At 75.3% G+C, this 17,297-nt stretch carries 17 protein-coding genes; 8 read left to right on the forward strand and 9 right to left on the reverse strand.

All coding sequences use genetic code 11. The features are described 5' to 3' along the window. Window positions 1–28: 28 nt before the first annotated feature. Together QSK52_RS20840 and purB are read right to left on the reverse strand one after the other, a co-directional pair. A complete protein-coding gene (locus tag QSK52_RS20840) occupies window positions 29–1,012 on the reverse strand; it encodes a TerD family protein (protein ID WP_285737620.1) in 984 nt (327 codons plus the stop codon). Between the two features lie 180 nt (window positions 1,013–1,192). Beyond that, a complete protein-coding gene (gene purB, locus QSK52_RS20845; protein WP_435053304.1) occupies window positions 1,193–2,623 on the reverse strand; it encodes an adenylosuccinate lyase in 1,431 nt (476 codons plus the stop codon). 130 nt (window positions 2,624–2,753) lie between these two features. Between purB and QSK52_RS20850 the strand changes: the two genes are divergently transcribed. Continuing rightward, window positions 2,754–4,970 carry a HelD family protein gene (locus tag QSK52_RS20850; protein WP_285737622.1) on the forward strand — a complete coding sequence of 739 codons (2,217 nt, stop codon included), beginning with the start codon at window positions 2,754–2,756 and terminating at the stop codon, window positions 4,968–4,970. 32 nt (window positions 4,971–5,002) lie between these two features. Then, the gene (locus QSK52_RS20855; protein WP_285737623.1) at window positions 5,003–5,359 is read left to right on the forward strand and encodes a DUF6204 family protein; all 357 of its coding nucleotides are present in this window, start codon (window positions 5,003–5,005) and stop codon (window positions 5,357–5,359) included. 40 nt (window positions 5,360–5,399) lie between these two features. Here the strand turns inward: QSK52_RS20855 and QSK52_RS20860 are convergent, their stop codons facing one another. The 5 genes from QSK52_RS20860 to QSK52_RS20880 form a co-directional block, all read right to left on the reverse strand. Next, a complete protein-coding gene (locus tag QSK52_RS20860) occupies window positions 5,400–6,035 on the reverse strand; it encodes a hypothetical protein (RefSeq protein WP_285737624.1) in 636 nt (211 codons plus the stop codon). Between the two features lie 74 nt (window positions 6,036–6,109). After that, on the reverse strand, window positions 6,110–7,021 hold the full coding sequence (locus tag QSK52_RS20865) for a DUF2797 domain-containing protein (protein ID WP_285737625.1): 912 nt from the start codon (window positions 7,019–7,021) through the stop codon (window positions 6,110–6,112). A 45-nt stretch (window positions 7,022–7,066) separates the two neighbouring features. After that, a complete protein-coding gene (locus QSK52_RS20870) occupies window positions 7,067–7,519 on the reverse strand; it encodes a MarR family winged helix-turn-helix transcriptional regulator (protein ID WP_285737626.1) in 453 nt (150 codons plus the stop codon). A gap of 106 nt (window positions 7,520–7,625) precedes the next feature. Further along, window positions 7,626–8,024: a DUF3037 domain-containing protein gene (locus QSK52_RS20875; protein WP_285737627.1), complete on the reverse strand. Its 399-nt coding sequence runs from the start codon at window positions 8,022–8,024 to the stop codon at window positions 7,626–7,628. After that, a complete protein-coding gene (locus QSK52_RS20880) occupies window positions 8,024–8,779 on the reverse strand; it encodes a HipA family kinase (RefSeq protein ID WP_285737628.1) in 756 nt (251 codons plus the stop codon). The genes QSK52_RS20875 and QSK52_RS20880 overlap by 1 nt, the downstream gene beginning before the upstream one ends. A 153-nt stretch (window positions 8,780–8,932) precedes the next feature. Between QSK52_RS20880 and QSK52_RS20885 the strand changes: the two genes are divergently transcribed. After that, on the forward strand, window positions 8,933–10,291 hold the full coding sequence (locus tag QSK52_RS20885) for an NAD(P)/FAD-dependent oxidoreductase (RefSeq protein ID WP_285737629.1): 1,359 nt from the start codon (window positions 8,933–8,935) through the stop codon (window positions 10,289–10,291). 73 nt (window positions 10,292–10,364) lie between these two features. Here QSK52_RS20885 and QSK52_RS20890 read toward each other — a convergent pair whose 3' ends face one another. Continuing rightward, window positions 10,365–10,721, reverse strand: coding sequence for a hypothetical protein (locus QSK52_RS20890; RefSeq protein ID WP_285737630.1), 357 nt, complete (start codon window positions 10,719–10,721; stop codon window positions 10,365–10,367). Between the two features lie 11 nt (window positions 10,722–10,732). Beyond that, window positions 10,733–12,049, reverse strand: a complete 1,317-nt coding sequence (locus QSK52_RS20895; protein ID WP_285737631.1) for an aminotransferase class I/II-fold pyridoxal phosphate-dependent enzyme — start codon at window positions 12,047–12,049, stop codon at window positions 10,733–10,735. A gap of 34 nt (window positions 12,050–12,083) precedes the next feature. Between QSK52_RS20895 and QSK52_RS20900 the strand changes: the two genes are divergently transcribed. From QSK52_RS20900 to QSK52_RS20920, 5 genes are all read left to right on the forward strand, one after another. After that, entirely contained in the window at window positions 12,084–12,749 is a 666-nt protein-coding gene (locus QSK52_RS20900; protein ID WP_285737632.1) for a pyridoxamine 5'-phosphate oxidase family protein, read from the forward strand. Continuing rightward, window positions 12,743–13,399, forward strand: a complete 657-nt coding sequence (locus QSK52_RS20905) for an FMN-binding negative transcriptional regulator (RefSeq protein WP_285737633.1) — start codon at window positions 12,743–12,745, stop codon at window positions 13,397–13,399. The genes QSK52_RS20900 and QSK52_RS20905 overlap by 7 nt, the downstream gene beginning before the upstream one ends. Window positions 13,400–13,511: 112 nt before the next feature. Further along, window positions 13,512–14,915 (forward strand): sugar porter family MFS transporter, encoded by a 1,404-nt coding sequence (locus QSK52_RS20910; RefSeq protein ID WP_285737753.1) that lies wholly within the window; start codon window positions 13,512–13,514, stop codon window positions 14,913–14,915. 149 nt (window positions 14,916–15,064) lie between these two features. Further along, on the forward strand, window positions 15,065–15,766 hold the full coding sequence (locus QSK52_RS20915) for a dienelactone hydrolase family protein (RefSeq protein ID WP_285737634.1): 702 nt from the start codon (window positions 15,065–15,067) through the stop codon (window positions 15,764–15,766). Window positions 15,767–15,968: 202 nt separating this feature from the next. Further along, complete coding sequence (locus QSK52_RS20920; protein ID WP_285737635.1) at window positions 15,969–17,246, forward strand: MFS transporter; 1,278 nt, start codon at window positions 15,969–15,971, stop codon at window positions 17,244–17,246. The last annotated feature ends 51 nt before the right edge of the window (window positions 17,247–17,297 follow it).

Consider the following 17,297-nt stretch of genomic DNA (forward strand, 5'->3'; position numbering starts at 1 on the left):
CGGGGCCCGGGGCCTCCTGCCCGTCGTGTCAGTCCGCGTCGATGCCGTACGCCCGGACCAGTGCGGTCAGCCCTCCGGTCCAGGGGCGGGCGATCGTCCGCACCCCCCACCGGTGCGAGTCGGGCGCCGTTTCGCGGACGAGTTCGGCCACCGTCTCGGCACCGGCCCGCGGGTCGGGGGTGACGGCGATGCGCCAGGCCCCGGTGCCCGGGGCCCGCAGCGTGAGCAGTGGCTCGTGCAGGTCGGCGAGCGGCACTCCGCCGTGCGCGTCGGTGCCCACCGCGATCAGGATCCGCCGGACGCGGTCGGGCAGCGCACGCAGGTCGACGTCGGCGCGTTCGGCCCGCCGGTCGCCTTCCCGTAGTTCTCCGTGCGTCCGGACCGCACCGGCAGCGCCGACCGGCTGCCGGTGGAAGACCGGGTCGAAGTCGCCGCTCACCCGGCTGTCGGCGTCCAGGAGCAGCAGGGCGAGGTCCGCGTCGGCGCCGCCCGCGAGGAACTGCAGCCGCAGCCGGTCCGTGACGGCGGTCGGCGGGTCGGGAGCGGTGTCGAGTCGGCACACGGCGAACGGCCGGGTGCGGCAAGGGCTTTCGAGGTGCCGGTCGACGGTCGGAACGGGTTCGGCCAGGGTCGCGTCGAGGGTCGCCGGCGGGAGCGGGTCCGGGGCGCCGTCCGCCTCCTCGTCCTCCTGGAGCAGGTCGAGCAGGTGCCGCAGACCGGGGATCCGGTCGGTCGGCAGCGGGCGCAAGGTGGTGGAGGGGTTCCCGGAGGGCGTGGTCGTCACCGAGCAGGCGACGTCCTGACCGAGGTCGAGGAGGCGCAGCGCGTCCTCGGGAGTGCGCCGGGGACCGGCGGCGATCGCCGGTCGGGTCCAGCGACCGAAGGCGACGCAACCGAGTCGTCGGGTGCCGGGGAGGCGGCTGAGGACGGCGGCGAGCCGGGCTCCGCCGCTACCGACGCCGACCCCGGCGATCCGCGGTCCGGCCGAAGCCCGGATCCCGCGGGTGGACACCCGTGGACCGAGGCCGGGGGCACCGATCCGGAATCCGGATCCCGTCGCGCACCTCCCTCACCCGTGGTGGACCCGAGGGGGCGGACGAGCCGCCGAGCGGCCCGGGGAGGCGCAGGTCCCGGCAGTACCTCGCAGTGCGACGGTCCTGCCGGGACTCGGTCCGGCCTGTCGGCCGCCGTGTCAGAGGATGTCGCCGGGCGCGTACTTGGCGGCCTCCGGGTGGGCGGCGGCCACCTCCTCGATGCGGCGGACGAGTTCGCCGACCTGGGCGGCGGCGGCGCCGGTGAAGGAGAGGCGGTCGGCGAGCAGGGCGTCCAGGGCGGCGTGGTCGAGCGGGATGCGCGGGTCGGCGGCCAGGGCGGGGACGAGGGAGTTCTCGCGGGCGCCCTCGCGCATGGCGAGCGCCGCGTTCACCGCGTGCTCCTTGATGACCTCGTGGGCGGTCTCGCGGCCGACCCCGGCCCGGACCGCGCCCATCAGGACCTTGGTGGTGGCCAGGAACGGCAGGTAGCGGTCCAGCTCGGCCTCGATGACGGCGGGGAAGGCGCCGAACTCGTCGAGGACGGTCAGGAAGGTCTCCAGCAGGCCGTCGAAGGCGAAGAACGCGTCCGGCAGCGCGACCCGGCGCACCACGGAGCAGGAGACGTCGCCCTCGTTCCACTGGTCGCCGCCGAGCTCGGCGGTCATCGAGGCGTAGCCGCGCAGGATGACGGCCAGGCCGTTGACGCGCTCGCAGGAGCGGGTGTTCATCTTGTGCGGCATGGCCGAGGAGCCGACCTGCCCGGCCTTGAAGCCCTCGGTGACCAGCTCGTGGCCGGCCATCAGGCGGATGGTCTTGGCCAGGCTGGAGGGCCCGGCGGCGAGCTGGACGAGCGCGGAGACCACGTCGTAGTCGAGCGAGCGCGGGTAGACCTGGCCGACCGAGGTGAAGACGTTCTCGAAGCCGAGGTGGCCGGCCACCCGGCGCTCGAGTTCGGCGAGCTTGTCGGCGTCGCCGCCGAGCAGGTCGAGCATGTCCTGGGCGGTGCCGACCGGGCCCTTGATGCCGCGCAGCGGGTAGCGGGCGATCAGCTCCTCCAGCCGGACGTACGCGACCAGGACCTCGTCGGCGGCGGTGGCGAAGCGCTTGCCGAGGGTGGTGGCCTGGGCGGCGACGTTGTGCGAGCGGCCGGCCATGACCAGCTCGCCGTACTGGGCGGCGAGGCGGCCGAGGCGGACCAGGACGGCCACCGTGCGGTCGCGGACGTGCTCCAGCGACTGGCGGATCTGCAGCTGCTCGACGTTCTCGGTGAGGTCGCGCGAGGTCATGCCCTTGTGGATCTGCTCGTGCCCGGCGAGCTCGGAGAACTCCTCGATCCGGGCCTTCACGTCGTGCCGGGTGACCTTCTCGCGCTCGGCGATGGACGCCAGGTCGACCTGGTCCACCACCCGCTCGTAGTCGGCGATCGCGGTGGCCGGGACCTCGATGCCGAGGTCCTGCTGCGCCTTCAGGACGGCCAGCCACAGGTGGCGCTCCAGGACCACCTTGTGCTCGGGGGACCACAGCTGGGCCAGGGTCGCCGAGGCGTACCGGGAGGCCAGGACATTGGGGATCTTGGGCTTCGCGCTCACGTTTCGCAAGCCTAACAGTCAAGGTCAGGCGAGGACGAGGCGCGTCCGCCGGGCGGACGGGTACCATGGCCGGTTGAGCCCAGCGCAATGGCCAAGAATATAAACTCCTCACCGCAAGGATACCACACCTTTGGACGAGAACTCCGCCGACCCGCTCCTCGCCGCCCAACTGCGCCTCGAACAGCAGCGGTTGACCGACCTCTACGCCCACCTGGACGCCGCCCGCGCCCGGGCCCGGGACGCACTCGAACGGACCGCCGGCCCCGGCCCCGGCGGCACCCGGCAGGCCAGGCTGGAGCACGAGGTGGCGCACGCCGAACGGTCCCGCCGCCTGGCCCGGCTGACCGCCGTCGAACGCGGCCTGTGCTTCGGCCGGATCGACCCGGGCGACGGGCCCAGCCGCTACGTCGGCCGGATCGGGCTGCTGGACGGGGAGTTCGAGCCGCTGCTGCTGGACTGGCGGGCCCCGGCCGCCCGCCCGTTCTACACCGCGGGCCCGGCCGACCCGCAGGGCCTGGTGCGGCGGCGCCACCTGCGCACCGCGGGCCGCCGGGTGGTCGGCCTGGACGACGAGGCCTTCGACCTGGACGCGCTGGAGGCCGACGGCGCCCGCACCACCCTGGTCGGCGAGGCCGCGCTGCTGGCCGAGCTGCGCCGGGCCCGGACCGGCCGGATGCGCGAGGTGGTCGCCACCATCCAGGCCGAGCAGGACCGGGTGATCCGCTCCGGCCTGCCCGGCGCGGTGGTGGTGCACGGCGGCCCCGGCACCGGCAAGACCGTCGCCGCGCTGCACCGCGCCGCGTACCTGCTCTACGCGCACCGGGAGGTGCTGGAGCGGCGCGGGGTGCTGGTGATCGGCCCGAATCCGGCCTTCCTGCGCTACATCGAGCAGGTGCTGCCCTCGCTCGGCGAGACCGAGGTGCTGCTGCGCACCGTCGGCGAGCTGTTCCCCGGCCTCCGGGCCACCGCCGCCGACCGGCCGGAGACCGCCGTGCTGAAGGGCTCGCTGCGGATGGTCGACGTGCTGGCCGGGGCGGTGCACCTGCACCAGCGCCTGCCCGCGGGCGACCGGCGGATCGCCGCGCTCGACCTGCCGCTGCCCCGGCGGGTGCTGGCCGCCGCCCGGGAGCGCGCCCGCGGCCTGCGGCTGCCGCACAACGCCGCCCGCCCCGTCTTCCGGCGCGCCGCCCTGGAGGGCCTGGCCCGGGTCCGGGCCCAGGAGCTCGGCCGCCCCTGGGACGAGGAGGAGGCCCGGCACGCCCCCGGCGAACTGGGGGCCGAACCGGCCGTCCGGGCCGCGCTGGACGCGCTGTGGCCGCTGCTGACCCCGCAGCAGCTGGTCGGGGCGCTGCTCGCCGACCCCGACGCGCTGGCCCCCGGCCTCTCCCCCGCCGAACGGGCCGCGCTGCGCCGCGCCCCGGGCGCGCCCTGGACGGTGGAGGACGTCCCGCTGCTGGACGAGGCCGCCGAACTGCTCGGCTCGGACGGCGCGGCCGAGCGGGCCGCCGCCGGGGCCGAGGACCGCGAGCGGGCCGCCGCCGAGGCGTACGCGCACGGGGTGCTGCAGGTGACCGGGCAGGCGGGCGAGCTGGACGCGGCGGCGCTGGCCGCCCGGCACGCGGACGCGGGCCCGTACCGCTCGACGGCCGAGCGGGCCGCCGCCGACCGGGAGTGGACCTTCGGGCACGTGGTGGTGGACGAGGCGCAGGAGCTGTCGGAGCTGGCCTGGCGGACGGTGATGTGGCGGATCCCGACCCGTTCGCTGACCGTGGTGGGCGATCTGGCGCAGACCTCCTCGGCGGCGGGCGCCCGCGACTGGCAGCAGGTGCTGGGCCGGTACCTGGGCACCCGTTGGCGCGAGGAGCGGCTGGAGGTCAGCTACCGCACCCCCGCGCCGGTGATGGCGGTGGCGGCGGCGGTGCTGGCGGAGGTCGACCCGGGGGCCGTGGCGCCGGTGCCGGTGCGCACCGGCGGGGAGGCGCCGCGGGCGGTGCGGGTCGCCGACTACCCGGCCGAACTGCCCGCCCTGCTGGCCCCGGACGGCCCCGGCACGGGCGTGACGGGCCTGGTGGTGCCGGACGCCCGGCTAGCGGAGCTGGCGCACCTGGGGGCGCTGAGCGCGGCGCAGTGCAAGGGCCTGGAGTTCGACGCGGTGGTGGTGGCGGACCCGGCGGCGATCCGCGCGCAGTCCCCGCGCGGCGGCAACGACCTGTACGTGGCGCTGACCCGGGCCACCCGCCGCCTGACGGTGGCCCACCACGGCCCGCTGCCGGAACCGCTGCGGGCGGCGTTCGAGCAGCTCGCGGCGGGGCGGGCCGGGAGGGGGCGGGCCGGGAAATCGGGGTGAGCGGCGGGAACGGGAGGGGTTAGGGTCCGGGCATGACCAAGCGCACCTTCCGGATCACGGTCCGCGGCTCCTTCGACGCCCTGACCGACGAGCAGCGGGCCGAACTGCAGGCCGAGGCCGCCGAGCACGACGTGCTGCGGGCGGAGTTCACCGAGGAGGGGCACCTGACGTACGACCTGTCGGCGCGGCCGTTCTTCACCTTCCGCTTCCTGGAGCACGGGGAGGCGGAGGAGGACGTGGTGGCGGCCTCGGTGCGGGCCGAGACCGCGGCGGAGCTGTGGCTGACGGACCGCGGGTACGGCTACAGGAACCTGAGGTCGCAGGCGCAGGACATGGCGCTGGCGGCGCTGGGGGCGCGGCAGAAGCAGGAGGCCCGGAAGAAGGGCTGAGCAGCTGAGCGCGGCCGGGGCCCGGCCCGGGGCGGGGCGCTCAGGGCGAGCCGTTGGTGAGCAGCAGGTGCAGGGTGCGGCCGCGGTGGGCGAGCGTGGCGGTGTCGTTGCCGCAGCCGTCGAAGTAGGTCGGCCACGGCTCCGGCGCGTCGTCGGGGTAGTGGGCGCAGCGCAGGAAGTCCGGGCCGACCGCGGCGAAGGACCAGGCCGGGGCGTCGCGGCCGTCCGGGTCGTCGCGGCCGTCCGGGCCGAGCAGTTCCCGGGCGAAGTCGCCGACCAGCCGTTCGGCCTGCGCCGCCGGGAGCCGGTGCCGGTACGGGCTCCACGCCTCGCGGAGCATCCGGCGCAGCCGGGCCAGGAAGCCCGCGCGGTCGAGGGGTGCGAGCGCAGCGCGGAAGTCCCGGCGCAGGAGCGGGAGTTCGTGGGGCCGGGAGCCGTCCGTCAGGTTGTGCCAGCCGCGGCGGGCGTCGGCCCCGCGCAGCAGCGGGTCGAACAGGTCGCTGCGCAGCAGGGCGGGCAGGGCGGCGCGGCCGTCCTGCGCGGTGAGGGGCGGGTCGCACTCCGCGGTGAGCAGCAGGGTGTTGCCGTTCGTCGTGCGGTCGACGGCGGAGAGGAAGGCGTCGACGGCCGGGGGTTCGGGGGTCGGAAGCGGCGCGCTGAAGGTCCATGGGCCCATGGCGGGAGCCTCCCGGGCGGGCGGCCGCGGGTTCAACGGGTTTTCGACGGGGGCGGCCCCGGAACGGCCGGAGCCTAGAACAGGGTGTCCTGTTCGGCGGCGGGGCGGGTCCTGGGGAGCAGGGCCAGGCCGTCGCAGCCGGGGGCGTCAGGGGCGGGGTGCAGCGTCCAGCCGGTGAGCAGGCGGGTGTCGAGGAGCAGCGGGGGGCCGTCGGGGCGGTCGAGGAAGAGGTGGCTGCCGATCGGGCGGCGCAGGCGGCCGCTCAGGTGGGCGCCGTCGGTGAGGGACTTGACCTGCTGGTAGTGCTCGGGGGCGCCGTCGGTGAGGCCGAACAGGGCGACCTGGTCGGTGACGGGGTGGTCGGTGAGCAGGGTCAGCTGGTCGTGCTCGGCGAGCAGGTGGTGGGCGCGGGTGCGGGCGGCGGTGAGTGCGTCGCGCCGTTCGGCGGGGGCGGGCAGGCTCCACCAGGCCGGGTACTTGGCGGCGGCGGGGATCCGTTCGCGGGCCAGCCGGGCGTGGGCGAGGGCGAGTTCGGCGCGGCGGACGGCGGGCAGCGGGCCGTGGGCGACGAACGTCCAGGTGAGGGCGGCCTGTTCGAGCAGGCGGGCGGTGCCGCGGTCGGCGGCGGTGAGGCCGACCTTGAGCAGGCCGGGGGCGAACCAGGCGAGGTAGAGGCGGTAGGTGCGGCCGTCGTCGAGGATCCGGTCGCGGGCGAGTTGCAGGCCGCGGTCGGCGTTCTGGCAGCTCGGGCACTGGCTGAGGGCGCCCTCGGAGGGGACGGTGGCGCGGTGCGGGCAGGGGCGGTGGCCGCGCTCGGTGTGCGCGCCGGTGCAGCGGCGCGGGCCGGTGATCCGCCAGGCGACGGGGGCGCCGTCGGCGAGCGGACGGGTGTGGCGCTCGCGGCCGTCGGTGGCGGTGAGGTGGGGTGCGCCGTCCTGCCAGCGCAGCCCCGTGGCGGTCCATCCGTTGCCCTGGTCCTGGTGCATCAGGTGAGCGTACGGCACGCCACCGACAGTCACGGGTTCACGGTCTCACGGGCGCAGCAGGAGCGGCAGGACCTGGTCGCAGAGCCCGGCGAGGGCGGCGCGCTGCTCGGGGGCGAGGCTGTCGAAGGCGGCGCGGGCGCGGGTCATGTCGTCGCGGATCCGGTCGAGGACGTCGCGGCCGGGCCCGGTGATGGTGACGATCTTGACCCGGCGGTCGGTGGCGGCGGCCTCGCGGCGGGCGTAGCCGAGTGCTTCGAGGCGGTCGACGATGCCGGTGACGTTGGAGGCGTCGCAGCCGAGGCGTCCGGCCAGGGCGCGCATCGGGACGGGTTCGAGGACGGCCTTGAGGGCCTTGGCCTGCGAGGAGTTGAGGCCGTGGCGGGCCGCGGCGGCGGCGAAGTCCTGGAAGTAGGCGGCGCCGACGGCCGCGATGCGTTCCATGAGTTCGGTGCTGGAGGGTGCGGTCGCGGCGGTGCCGCTGCCTGTGCTGCTGGCCATGGCGGTCAGGGTACGCCCATTCGTTTCAGTGTCTCCAGTATTGAGCCTGGCAAGTAGTTTGCGGATCCGGTGGACGCTCCGTGCACGACCTCCCGGGCGGGGCCGCTCAGAGCACCAGACGGTCGAACAGGTGGTGGAGTTCCCCGGCCGGGTCGGCGGTCAGCCCGGTGTGCACCGGTCCGGGCTGGACGACGGCGCTGCGCGGGGCGGTGAGCCAGCGGAAGCGCTGCCCGGCGCTGTCCCGGGCGGCCGGACCGGCGGCCTCGCCGCCCGCGCAGACCGCCTCGACGCCGCGCAGCGCACGCCGCACGCCCGCGACGTCGGCCAGCGCGTCCAGGGCCAGCAGCCGCCCCTGGTCGAGGTGGGTGCGGGCGCCCAGGTACTCGGCGGTGCGGCAGTACAGCAGGACGCCGATGTTGATGCACTCGCCGCGCTCGACCCGGGGGACGGCCCGGATCAGCGCGTACTCGTAGTCGTGGCGGGGCTGTTCGTGGACGGGCTCCATCAGGACGCCACCTCCGGGAGCCAGTCGCGGGGCCCGGCGAGCCGGGCGGTGAGCTGTGCGGTGTACGCGGCGCGGACGTCGTCGGGGGTGTCGAAGCCTGGCTCGTCGGCCAGCCAGACGTCCGGGACGGCGGCGACCGCGGCGGGCAGCGCCCGCTCGGCGAGGGCGGCGAGTTCGGCGTCGACGGCCGCCAGGTGGCCGACGGCGTGCCGCAGCGCGTGGTCGGAGGCGTCGTAGGGCTTGCGGCGCCACTTCTCGGCGCCCGGCCAGCTGTGGTGGAAGATCAGGCTGGCGCCGTGGTCGATCAGCCGCAGCCCGCCGGCCGCGACCAGCAGGTTGGGGTTGCGCCAGGAGCGGTCGACGTTGCCGATCAGCGCGTCGAACCAGAGCACCCGGGCGGCGAAGTCGTCCTCCACCTCGAAGCAGAGCGGGTCGAAGTTCAGCGCCCCGGAGACGTACGCCATGCCGAGGTTGGTGCCGCCGCTGGCCCGCATCTGGTCCTGGACCTGCACCTCGGGCTCGCTGCGGGCCAGCACCGGGTCCAGGTCGACCAGGGCGAGTTCGGGCACCGGCAGGCCGAGCCGGCGGCCGAGTTCACCCGCCAGCACCTCGGCCACCAGCGCCTTGCGGCCCTGGGCCGCGCCGACCCACTTCAGGACGTACAGGCGGCGGTCGTCGGCCTCGATCAGGCCCGGCATCGAACCGCCTTCGCGCAGCGGCGTCGCGTAGCGGACGGCCGTCACCTCGGAGAGCATCCGGACAGCCTAGCGGCCCGCCGGGGGCATGGCCGCGCGCCGGGCGGGCAGGCGCCCGGCAGCCCGTTGGAGATGCACCCGCCGTTACCCCGTGCGAGTGTGGCCAACAGTCGTCCTTGCCACTCACGGACCTGCACACAGTAGGGGATGAAGATGGAACGACCTCGGATCCTGATCGTCGGCGGCGGTTTCGCCGGACTGGAGTGCGCGCGCCGCCTGGAGCGCAAGCTCGCCCCCTCCGAGGCGGAGATCTCCCTGGTCACGCCGTTCTCGTACCAGCTGTACCTGCCGCTGCTGCCGCACGTCGCGGCCGGGGTGCTGACCCCGCAGTCGGTGGCGATCTCGCTGCGGCGCTCGCTGCGGCGCACCCACATCGTGCCGGGCGGGGCGATCGGCATCGATCCGCGGTCGAAGGTCGCCGTGGTCCGCAAGATCACCGACGAGGTGGTGGCGGAGAAGTACGACTACCTGGTGCTCGCGCCGGGCAGCGTCACCCGGACCTTCGACATCCCCGGCCTGCCGGACTACGCGCGCGGCATGAAGACGCTCGCCGAGGCCACCTACATCCGCGACCACGTGATCGCCCAGCTCGACCTGGCGTCCGCCTCGATGGACGAGAACGAGCGGGCCTCCCGGCTGCAGTTCGTGGTGGTCGGCGGCGGGTACGCGGGCACCGAGACCGCGGCCTGCCTGCAGCGGCTGACCACGGCGGCGGTCAAGCGCTACCCGCGGCTGGACCCGCAGCTGATCAAGTGGCACCTGATCGACATCGCGCCGAAGCTGATGCCCGAACTGGGCGACAAGCTCGGCGCCACCGCGATGGAGATCCTGCGCGGGCGCGGCGTGGACGTGTCGCTGGGCGTGTCGATCGCCGAGGTCGGCCCGGAGACGGTCAAGTTCACCGACGGGCGCAGCCTGCCGTGCCGCACCCTGATCTGGACGGCCGGCGTGGCCGCCTCCCCGCTGGTCGGCACGCTGGACGCGGAGACGGTGCGCGGGCGGCTCGCGGTGACGGCGGAGATGCGGGTGCCGCAGTTCGAGGGGGTGTTCGCGCTCGGCGACGCGGCCGCGGTGCCGGACCTGGCCAAGGGCGACGGGGCGGTCTGTCCGCCGACCGCGCAGCACTCGGCCCGGCAGGGCAAGAAGGTGGCCGACAACCTGGTCGCGGCGCTGCGCAACCAGCCGCTGCAGCCGTACTTCCACAAGGACCTGGGGCTGGTCGTCGACCTCGGCGGCAAGGACGCGGTCTCCAAGCCGCTGGGCGTGGAGCTGCACGGCGCGCCCGCCCAGGCGGTGGCCCGCGGCTACCACGTGATGGCGATGCGCACCAACGCCGCGAAGTACCGCACGGCGGCGAACTGGCTGCTCAACGCCACCGCGGGCGACGACTTCGTCCGCACCGGCTTCCTGGCCCGCCAGCCCGCCCGGCTGCGCGACTTCGAGTACACCGACGCGTACCTGTCCCGCGACCAGGTCCGCGAGCACGCGCAGGCGCTGCTGGCCAAGGGCTGAGCGGCCCGCACCGCACGACAGGAGGCCCCGCCCCTTCCGGCGGGGCCTTCGTGCGGTCGGGCCCCGGCGGGCCTCAGAGGTCGTACGGGTACAGCTCGACGCGGACGCACGGGACGGCGACCTCGATCCGGCCGGGCGGGGCGGCCAGGTCGAGCAGGGTGCGGCTGTCGCCGGTGCGCAGCACCCCTGCGCCGTCGAACTCGCCGGTCAGCAGCAGGAGTTCGCCCTCGGTGCGGACGGCGGGCGCGGCCGCGGGGGCCGGGCGGACGGTGGCGTGCTCCTCGTCGATCGTCCACTCGACGCGGTACGGGCCGGGCGGGGCGGCCGGGTCGCCGCGCCAGACGGCGACGGCCGGGCCGTACGGGGTGTCGGCCTCGGCGAGCGGCGGGCCGGGGTCGGCGGGGCGCAGGCGGACCAGGCGGACCAGCACGGACGGCCTCCTCAGGTCAGCCGGGAGCCGGTGGCGGGGGCGGCCAGGACGGCGGCGAGGTCGGCGGCCAGCTCGACCGCCTCGGCCGGGTCGAGGGTGGAGACGGTGATCCGGACGCCGGGCGGGGAGGCGAGCCGGAACCGGGAGCCGGGGGCGGTGACCCAGCCGCGGTGCAGCATGGCGGCGGTGGTGGCCGTCTCGTCGGGGACGGGGACCCAGACGTTGAGGCCGCTGGCGCCGTGGGCGCGGATGCCGTGCGCGGCGAGGGCGGACAGCAGGGCCTCGCGCCGGGCCCGGTAGACGGGGGCGGGGGTGGGCGGGCGGCGGCGCAGTTCGAGGACGGTGCGCTGCAGCAGGTGGCTGACCCACCCGGCGTCCAGGCGCTGGCGGCCCAGGACGCGGGAGACGGTGTCGGCGTCGCCGGTGCAGACGGCGACCCGCAGGTCGGGGCCGAGCGCCTTGGCGGCGGAGCGCACCAGCGCCCAGTGCGTGACGGTGCCGTCGGCCAGTGACTGGAAGGGCTGGTCGACCATGCCGTGGCCGTGGTCGTCCTCGACCAGGACGGTGCCGGGCCGTTCGGCCAGGACGGCGCGCAGGGCGGCGGCGCGGGCGGGGGTGAGGGCGGCGCCGGTGGGGTTCTGGGCGCGACTGGTGACGACCAGGGCGCGGGCGCCGTGGTCGAGGGCGGCGGCGACCGGGCCGGGCAGCGGGCCCTGGTCGTCGACCGGGACGGGGGCGGGGCGCAGCCCGAGGGCGGGCAGCAGGTCGAGCAGGCTGCCCCAGCCCGGGTCCTCGACGGCGACGGTGTCGCCGGGGCGCAGGTGGGCCGACAGGACCCGCGCGATGGAGTCCAACGCGCCGGAGCAGACCGCCAGTTCGCCCTCGGGGACGCCGTCGGCGCGGAACTCGGCGCGGTAGTCGGCGAGCAGTTCGGGCTCGGCCACGGGGTGCCCGTACAGGACGGTGGGGCCGGTGGCCGCGGCGGCCAGGGCGGGGCCGAGCGGGGGCAGCAGGGCCGGGTCGGGGTTGCCCGCCGAGACGTCCCGCGCGCCGGGGGGGACGGGCAGCCGGGCCTGGTCCCGCGGGGTGGTGGCGGGGCGGGGGCGGACCCTGCTGCCGCGCCGCCCGGCGGTCTCGATGACGCCGCGTTCGCGCAGCAGGCGGTAGGCGGCGGCCACCGTGTTGGGGTTGACGCCGAGCTCCCCGGCCAGGTCGCGCAGCGGGGGCAGGGCGGCCCCGGGGGCCAACTCCCCTGCGGCGACGGCGCGTTCGACGTCGGCGGCAATTTCGCTGGCTCGCCGACCGGTGATCCGATACTCTCCTAGCACAAAGCAGATTATGCACTAGTGCAGAGGATTTGTCATGTCGAACAGCCCCGGAGGGTCGTACACCCGCGACGACCTCACCACCCCGACCCGCTCCAAGGAGCGCGCCGCCTGGGACGAAGCCGCCGTGCACGCGATCCTCGACGCCGGGTACCTCTGCCACCTCGGCTTCGTCCGGGACGGCGCCCCGGTGGTGCTGCCCACCCTGTACGCCCGGGTCGGCCGGGTGCTGTACGTGCACGGCTCCACCGGCAGCCGCCCGCTGCGCGGGGCGAAGGACGGGCCGGGCCTGCCGGTGTGCGTGACGGTCACCCACCTGGACGGGCTGGTGCTGGCCAAGTCCGCCTTCCACCACTCGGTCAACTACCGCTCGGTGGTCGCCCACGGCACCGCGCACCAGGTCACCGACCCCGCCGAGCTGCGCCTGGCGCTGGACGCGATCGTCGACCAGGTGGTGCCGGGCCGCTCGGCCGACTGCCGCCCCGGCAACGCCAGGGAGCTGGCCGCCACCGCGGTGATCCGGCTGGAGCTGGAGCAGGTCTCGGCGAAGACCCGCACCGGCGGCGTCAACGACGAGGAGGAGGACCTCGGCCTGCCGTACTGGGCGGGCGTCGTCCCCGTCGCCCCGGCGTACGGCGCGCCGCTCCCCTCCCCGCACACCGACGTCGAGCCCCCCGCCTACCTGCGGGAGCGGCCGTGCTGATCCGGGGGTGGGACCGCGGCGCGGAGCAGGAGTGGCGCCGGTGGCTGGCCGCGGGCCGGGACTTCGGCACGCTGGCCGCCAACGGGCCCGACGGCCCGGTGCTCACCCCCGCACCCTTCCTGCTGGACGCCGAGGCGGGCGAGGTGCTGCTGCACCTGGCCGCCGCCAACCCGCTGCTGGCCGCGGTGCGCGCCGACCCGCACGTGACGCTGGCCGTCACCGACGACCACGCCTTCGTCCCCGGCCGCTGGCGCGGCGCCCCGTACACCCCGACCAGCTACTACGCCTCCGTGCAGTTCTCCTGCACCGCCGAACTGGTCGAGGACCCGGCGGAGAAGGCCGCGCTGCTCAACCGGCAGCTGGCGCACTTCCAGCCCGAGGAGCCCGGGCAGCCCGCGGACCGGGTGGAGCCGCGGAACGCATACTGGGAGCAGCTGACCGCCGTCCGGGGGCTGCGGCTGACGGTGCGCCGGGTGCGGGCGAAGTTCAAGTACGACGACAAGAAGCCGGTCGAGCTCCAGGGCGAGGTCGCCGAGCGACTGGCCGAGCGGCACGCGGCCACCGGGCGCCCGCAGGACGCGGCCGCCCGCGCGCAGCTGCTGCGTCGGATGGCCCTGCGGACGGGCCCCGCTGACCGTTCGTCGGACTGACAGTTGATCGGCCGCGGGCGTGTCGGACGCGGACGGCGGGGTAGCCGCTGGTCGAATTACCTCCGGAGATTTCCGTCCATAACGGGACGGATCGTCATGTAGGGAGAGACCACTGGCTACCCACGCCGCCCCCAGGGACGAACACCTCGGCCACGTGGTGTTCATCTCCGCCGCCGCCGCGATGGGCGGATTCCTGTTCGGTTACGACAGTGCGGTGATCAACGGCGCGGTCACCGGCATCCAGAAGCACTTCGGCGTCGGCAACGGCGAGACCGCGTTCGTGGTCGCCATCGCCCTGCTCGGCTCGGCGGCCGGCGCCGTGGTGGCCGGCTGGCTGGCCGACCACTACGGCCGGGTGCGCACCATGCTGCTGGCCGCCGTGCTGTTCGCGATCAGCGGCGTCGGGTCGATGTTCCCGCCGAGCATCGAGGTGCTCGGCGTGTGGCGCGTGCTCGGCGGCATCGCCATCGGCATCGCCTCGGTGATCGCCCCCACCTACATCGCCGAGGTCGCGCCCACCGCGTACCGGGGCCGGCTGGCCTCCTTCCAGCAGATGGCCATCGTGCTCGGCATCACCGTCTCGCAGCTCGCCAACTGGGCGCTCAACCAGGCCGCCGGGGGCGAGTCCACCAACCACCTGGCGGGCGTCCAGGCCTGGCAGTGGATGCTCGGCGTCGAGGCCGTGCCCGCCGTCGTCTACGGGCTGATGGCGCTGTCCATCCCCGAGTCGCCGCGCTACCTGATCAGCGACGGGCGCGAGGCGCAGGCCCGCAAGGTGCTGGCCGAGGTCGAGGGCGCGGACGTCGACCTGGACGCCCGGGTCGCCGAGATCCGCCAGGTGCTGAACACCGAGCACAAGCCCCGCCTGAAGGACCTGCTGGGCGGACGCTTCGGGCTGCTGCCGATCGTCTGGATCGGCATCGGCGCCTCGGTGTTCCAGCAGTTCGTCGGCATCAACGTGATCTTCTACTACTCCTCGTTCCTGTGGCAGTCGGTCGGCATCGACGAGTCCAACTCGCTGCTGATCTCGCTCTCCACCTCGATCGTCAACGTGGTCGGCACCGTGGTCGCGATGCTGCTGGTCGACCGGATCGGCCGCAAGCCGCTGGCGCTGGCCGGCTCCGCGGGCATGGCCGTCTCGCTCGGCCTCGCCGCCTGGGCGTTCTCCTTCCGGCACGGCACCGGCGACAGCGCGACCCTGGCCGACTCGTACGCCACCGTGGCGCTCGTCGCCGCGCACGTCTTCGTGTTCTGCTTCGCCTTCTCCTGGGGCGTGGTGGTCTGGGTGCTGCTCGGCGAGATGTTCCCCAACCGGATCCGGGCGCTGGCCCTGTCGGTGGCCGCCTCCGCGCAGTGGATCGCCAACTGGGCCATCACCGTCACCTTCCCCAACCTCTCCGACTGGAACCTGTCGGCGACGTACGTCATCTACGCCTGCTTCGCGCTGCTGTCCATCCCGTTCGTCGCCTTCTGCATCAAGGAGACCAAGGGCAAGGCCCTGGAGGAGATGGGCTGAACAACGGGCGACGGTACGTCAGGAGGCGGGTGGCGGACGTGGATTCCGCCACCCGCTGCGCATAGAGTGCGCCCCGATCACCAGTCGAACCCGCTGCCCGCCGCGAGCCGCCCCAGGCTGCCGCGCGCGGCCGTCCCGACGGAGAGGCCATGGGCGCCGCCCGCCAGAACACCAGCTTCCCCGGTCCCGGCCCCGGTCCCGGGAGCACCCTGTACGGCTACCTCGCCCGGCCGCCCGCCGGGACCGGCCCCGGCGTCCTCGTCGTCCAGGAGTGGTGGGGCCTCACCCGGCACGTCGCCGACCTCACCGACCGCCTCGCCGCGGCCGGCTTCACCGCCCTCGCCCCCGACCTGTACGGCGGCACCGTCACCCACGACCGGGCCGAGGCCGCCCGGATGAAACGCGAGCTCCCCGTCGAACGGGCCACCGCCCAACTCGCCGCCGCCGTCCGGTACCTGCTCGACGACCCGGCCACCGTCGGCGACGCGATCGGCGCGATCGGCCTCTGCATGGGCGGCGGCCTGGCCCTGCGCCTCGCCGCCCAGGAGGGCGACCGCATCGCCGCGGTCGTCCCCTTCTACGGGCTCCCCGACGCGGACTACCGCTACGACGGGCTCACCGCCCACGTCCTGGGCCACTACGGCGAACAGGACGCCTCCCTCCCCGCCGAGGCCGTCGACGAGGCCGCCGCCCGCATCGGCGAGGCGACGGGGCGACGCCCCGAGATCCACTTCTACCCGGCCGGGCACGCCTTCCTCAACGACGAGAAGACCCCCAGCACGTACGACCCCCTGCAGGCCGAGACCGCCTGGCGACGCACGCTCAGCTTCCTGCGGGGGCACCTGGGCTGACACCCGGCCCGGCGAGGGGAGGAAGCCGGGGGGAAGGGAAGCGCCTCCGGCGAGGGGAGGAAGCGGCGAGGCGGGAGGCCGAGACCGCCTGGCGGCACACGCTCGACCTCCCTCCGGGGTGCCTGGGCTGGAGCCGGCCTGGGGGCGGGTGGGCGGGGAAAAGCGCTGGACAGGAGGGGTGTGGCAGGTCCATGGTCGGGCGGTGACGTTCCTCGATCCGGCCTGGGCGGGCCGTAACTACCGCGTTCAGACCGCTGCGACGGTGGTGAGCGGGCTCGGCAATGCCGCGGCTCCGATCGCCACCGCGTTCGCCGTCCTGCACTCCGATCCGCGCTGGGGCAGCGCCGAGGTGGGGTACGTGACCGCGGCCCGGACGGTGCCGTTGGTGGTGCTGCTGCTGGTGGGCGGCGCGGTGGCGGACCGGCTGCCGCGGCACCTGGTGATGGTGGGGGCGAACCTGTTCAACGCCGGTTCGCAGGGGGTGCTGGCGGCGCTGGTGCTGTTCGGGCACCCGAGCCTGTGGGCGCTGATGGCGCTCTCGGCGGCGGGCGGGGCGGGACAGGCGTTCTACGCTCCGGCCGCGGAGGGGGTGATCCTGCAGGCGGTGCCGGCCGAGCACGCCGCGAAGGCGTTCTCGGTGTTCAAGATGGCGATGAACGGCGCGTCGATCGCGGGTGCGGCGCTCGGCGGCGTCCTGGTCGCGGTGGTCGGCCCCGGTTGGGTGCTGGCGGCCGACGCGGCGTGCTTCGCGGTGGCGGCGGCGCTGCGCGCGGGCCTGGAGCCGGAGGGCCCCGGGCGGGGTCCGGCGCGCCCCGGTCTGGCGCACGAACTGCTGGTCGGCTGGCGGGAGTTCACCGCCCGGCGCTGGCTGTGGGCGATCGTGGTGCAGTTCGGCCTGATGAACGCGTGCGTGCTCGCCGTGGAGGCGGTGTACGGGCCGGTGGTGGCCGAGGACCGGATGGGCGGGGCCGGGGCGTGGGGCGTGGCGATGGCGGCGCTGAGCGTCGGCATGGTGGTGGCGGGCCCGCTGATGACGCGCTGGCAGCCGCGTCGGCTGCTGCTGGTGGGCAACGGCGGGGTGTTCCTGTTCGGGCTGCCGCCGCTGGCGCTGGCGCTGGGCTGGCCGCTGCTGCCGGTGGCGCTGGCGATGTTCCTGGCGGGGCTCGGCACCACCGTGTTCGTGGTGGGCTGGATGGTGACGCTGCAGCAGGAGATCCCGGAGGAACTGCTGTCGCGGATGTCGGCGTACGACTCGTTCGGCTCGTTCGCGCTGCTGCCGCTGGGCACCGCGCTGGCCGGTCCGGCGGCGGACGCGTTCGGGCTGTCCGGGGCGCTGTGGGGCTGCGCGCTGATCTGCGCGGTGCTGGCCGGGCTGGTCCTGCTGGTGCCGGAGGTGCGGCACCTGGAGCGCGCCGTACCGGAGGCGCGGGCCGGTTCGCGGGCCGGGGCGGCGGAGGCGGAGGTCGTCACTTCCGGGTGACAGCCGCTGACAGTCTGCAACCTCCCGGGCCCCGGGTTCGTCCGACCAGGT

The sequence above is a fragment of the Kitasatospora phosalacinea genome, assembly GCF_030268885.1.
Taxonomy (GTDB): Bacteria; Actinomycetota; Actinomycetes; order Streptomycetales; family Streptomycetaceae; genus Kitasatospora; species Kitasatospora phosalacinea_C.

Excerpts from the sequence above, each read along its gene's own strand:
- QSK52_RS20855 (WP_285737623.1), top strand. The coding sequence starts at position 5,003 with ATGACCAAGCGCACCTTCCGGATCACGGTCCGCGGCTCCTTCGACGCC.
- QSK52_RS20860 (WP_285737624.1), bottom strand. The coding sequence starts at position 6,035 with ATGGGCCCATGGACCTTCAGCGCGCCGCTTCCGACCCCCGAACCCCCG.
- QSK52_RS20865 (WP_285737625.1), bottom strand. The coding sequence starts at position 7,021 with ATGCACCAGGACCAGGGCAACGGATGGACCGCCACGGGGCTGCGCTGG.
- QSK52_RS20870 (WP_285737626.1), bottom strand. The coding sequence starts at position 7,519 with ATGGCCAGCAGCACAGGCAGCGGCACCGCCGCGACCGCACCCTCCAGC.
- QSK52_RS20875 (WP_285737627.1), bottom strand. The coding sequence starts at position 8,024 with ATGGAGCCCGTCCACGAACAGCCCCGCCACGACTACGAGTACGCGCTG.
- QSK52_RS20880 (WP_285737628.1), bottom strand. The coding sequence starts at position 8,779 with ATGCTCTCCGAGGTGACGGCCGTCCGCTACGCGACGCCGCTGCGCGAA.
- QSK52_RS20885 (WP_285737629.1), top strand. The coding sequence starts at position 8,933 with ATGGAACGACCTCGGATCCTGATCGTCGGCGGCGGTTTCGCCGGACTG.
- QSK52_RS20900 (WP_285737632.1), top strand. The coding sequence starts at position 12,084 with ATGTCGAACAGCCCCGGAGGGTCGTACACCCGCGACGACCTCACCACC.
- QSK52_RS20915 (WP_285737634.1), top strand. The coding sequence starts at position 15,065 with ATGGGCGCCGCCCGCCAGAACACCAGCTTCCCCGGTCCCGGCCCCGGT.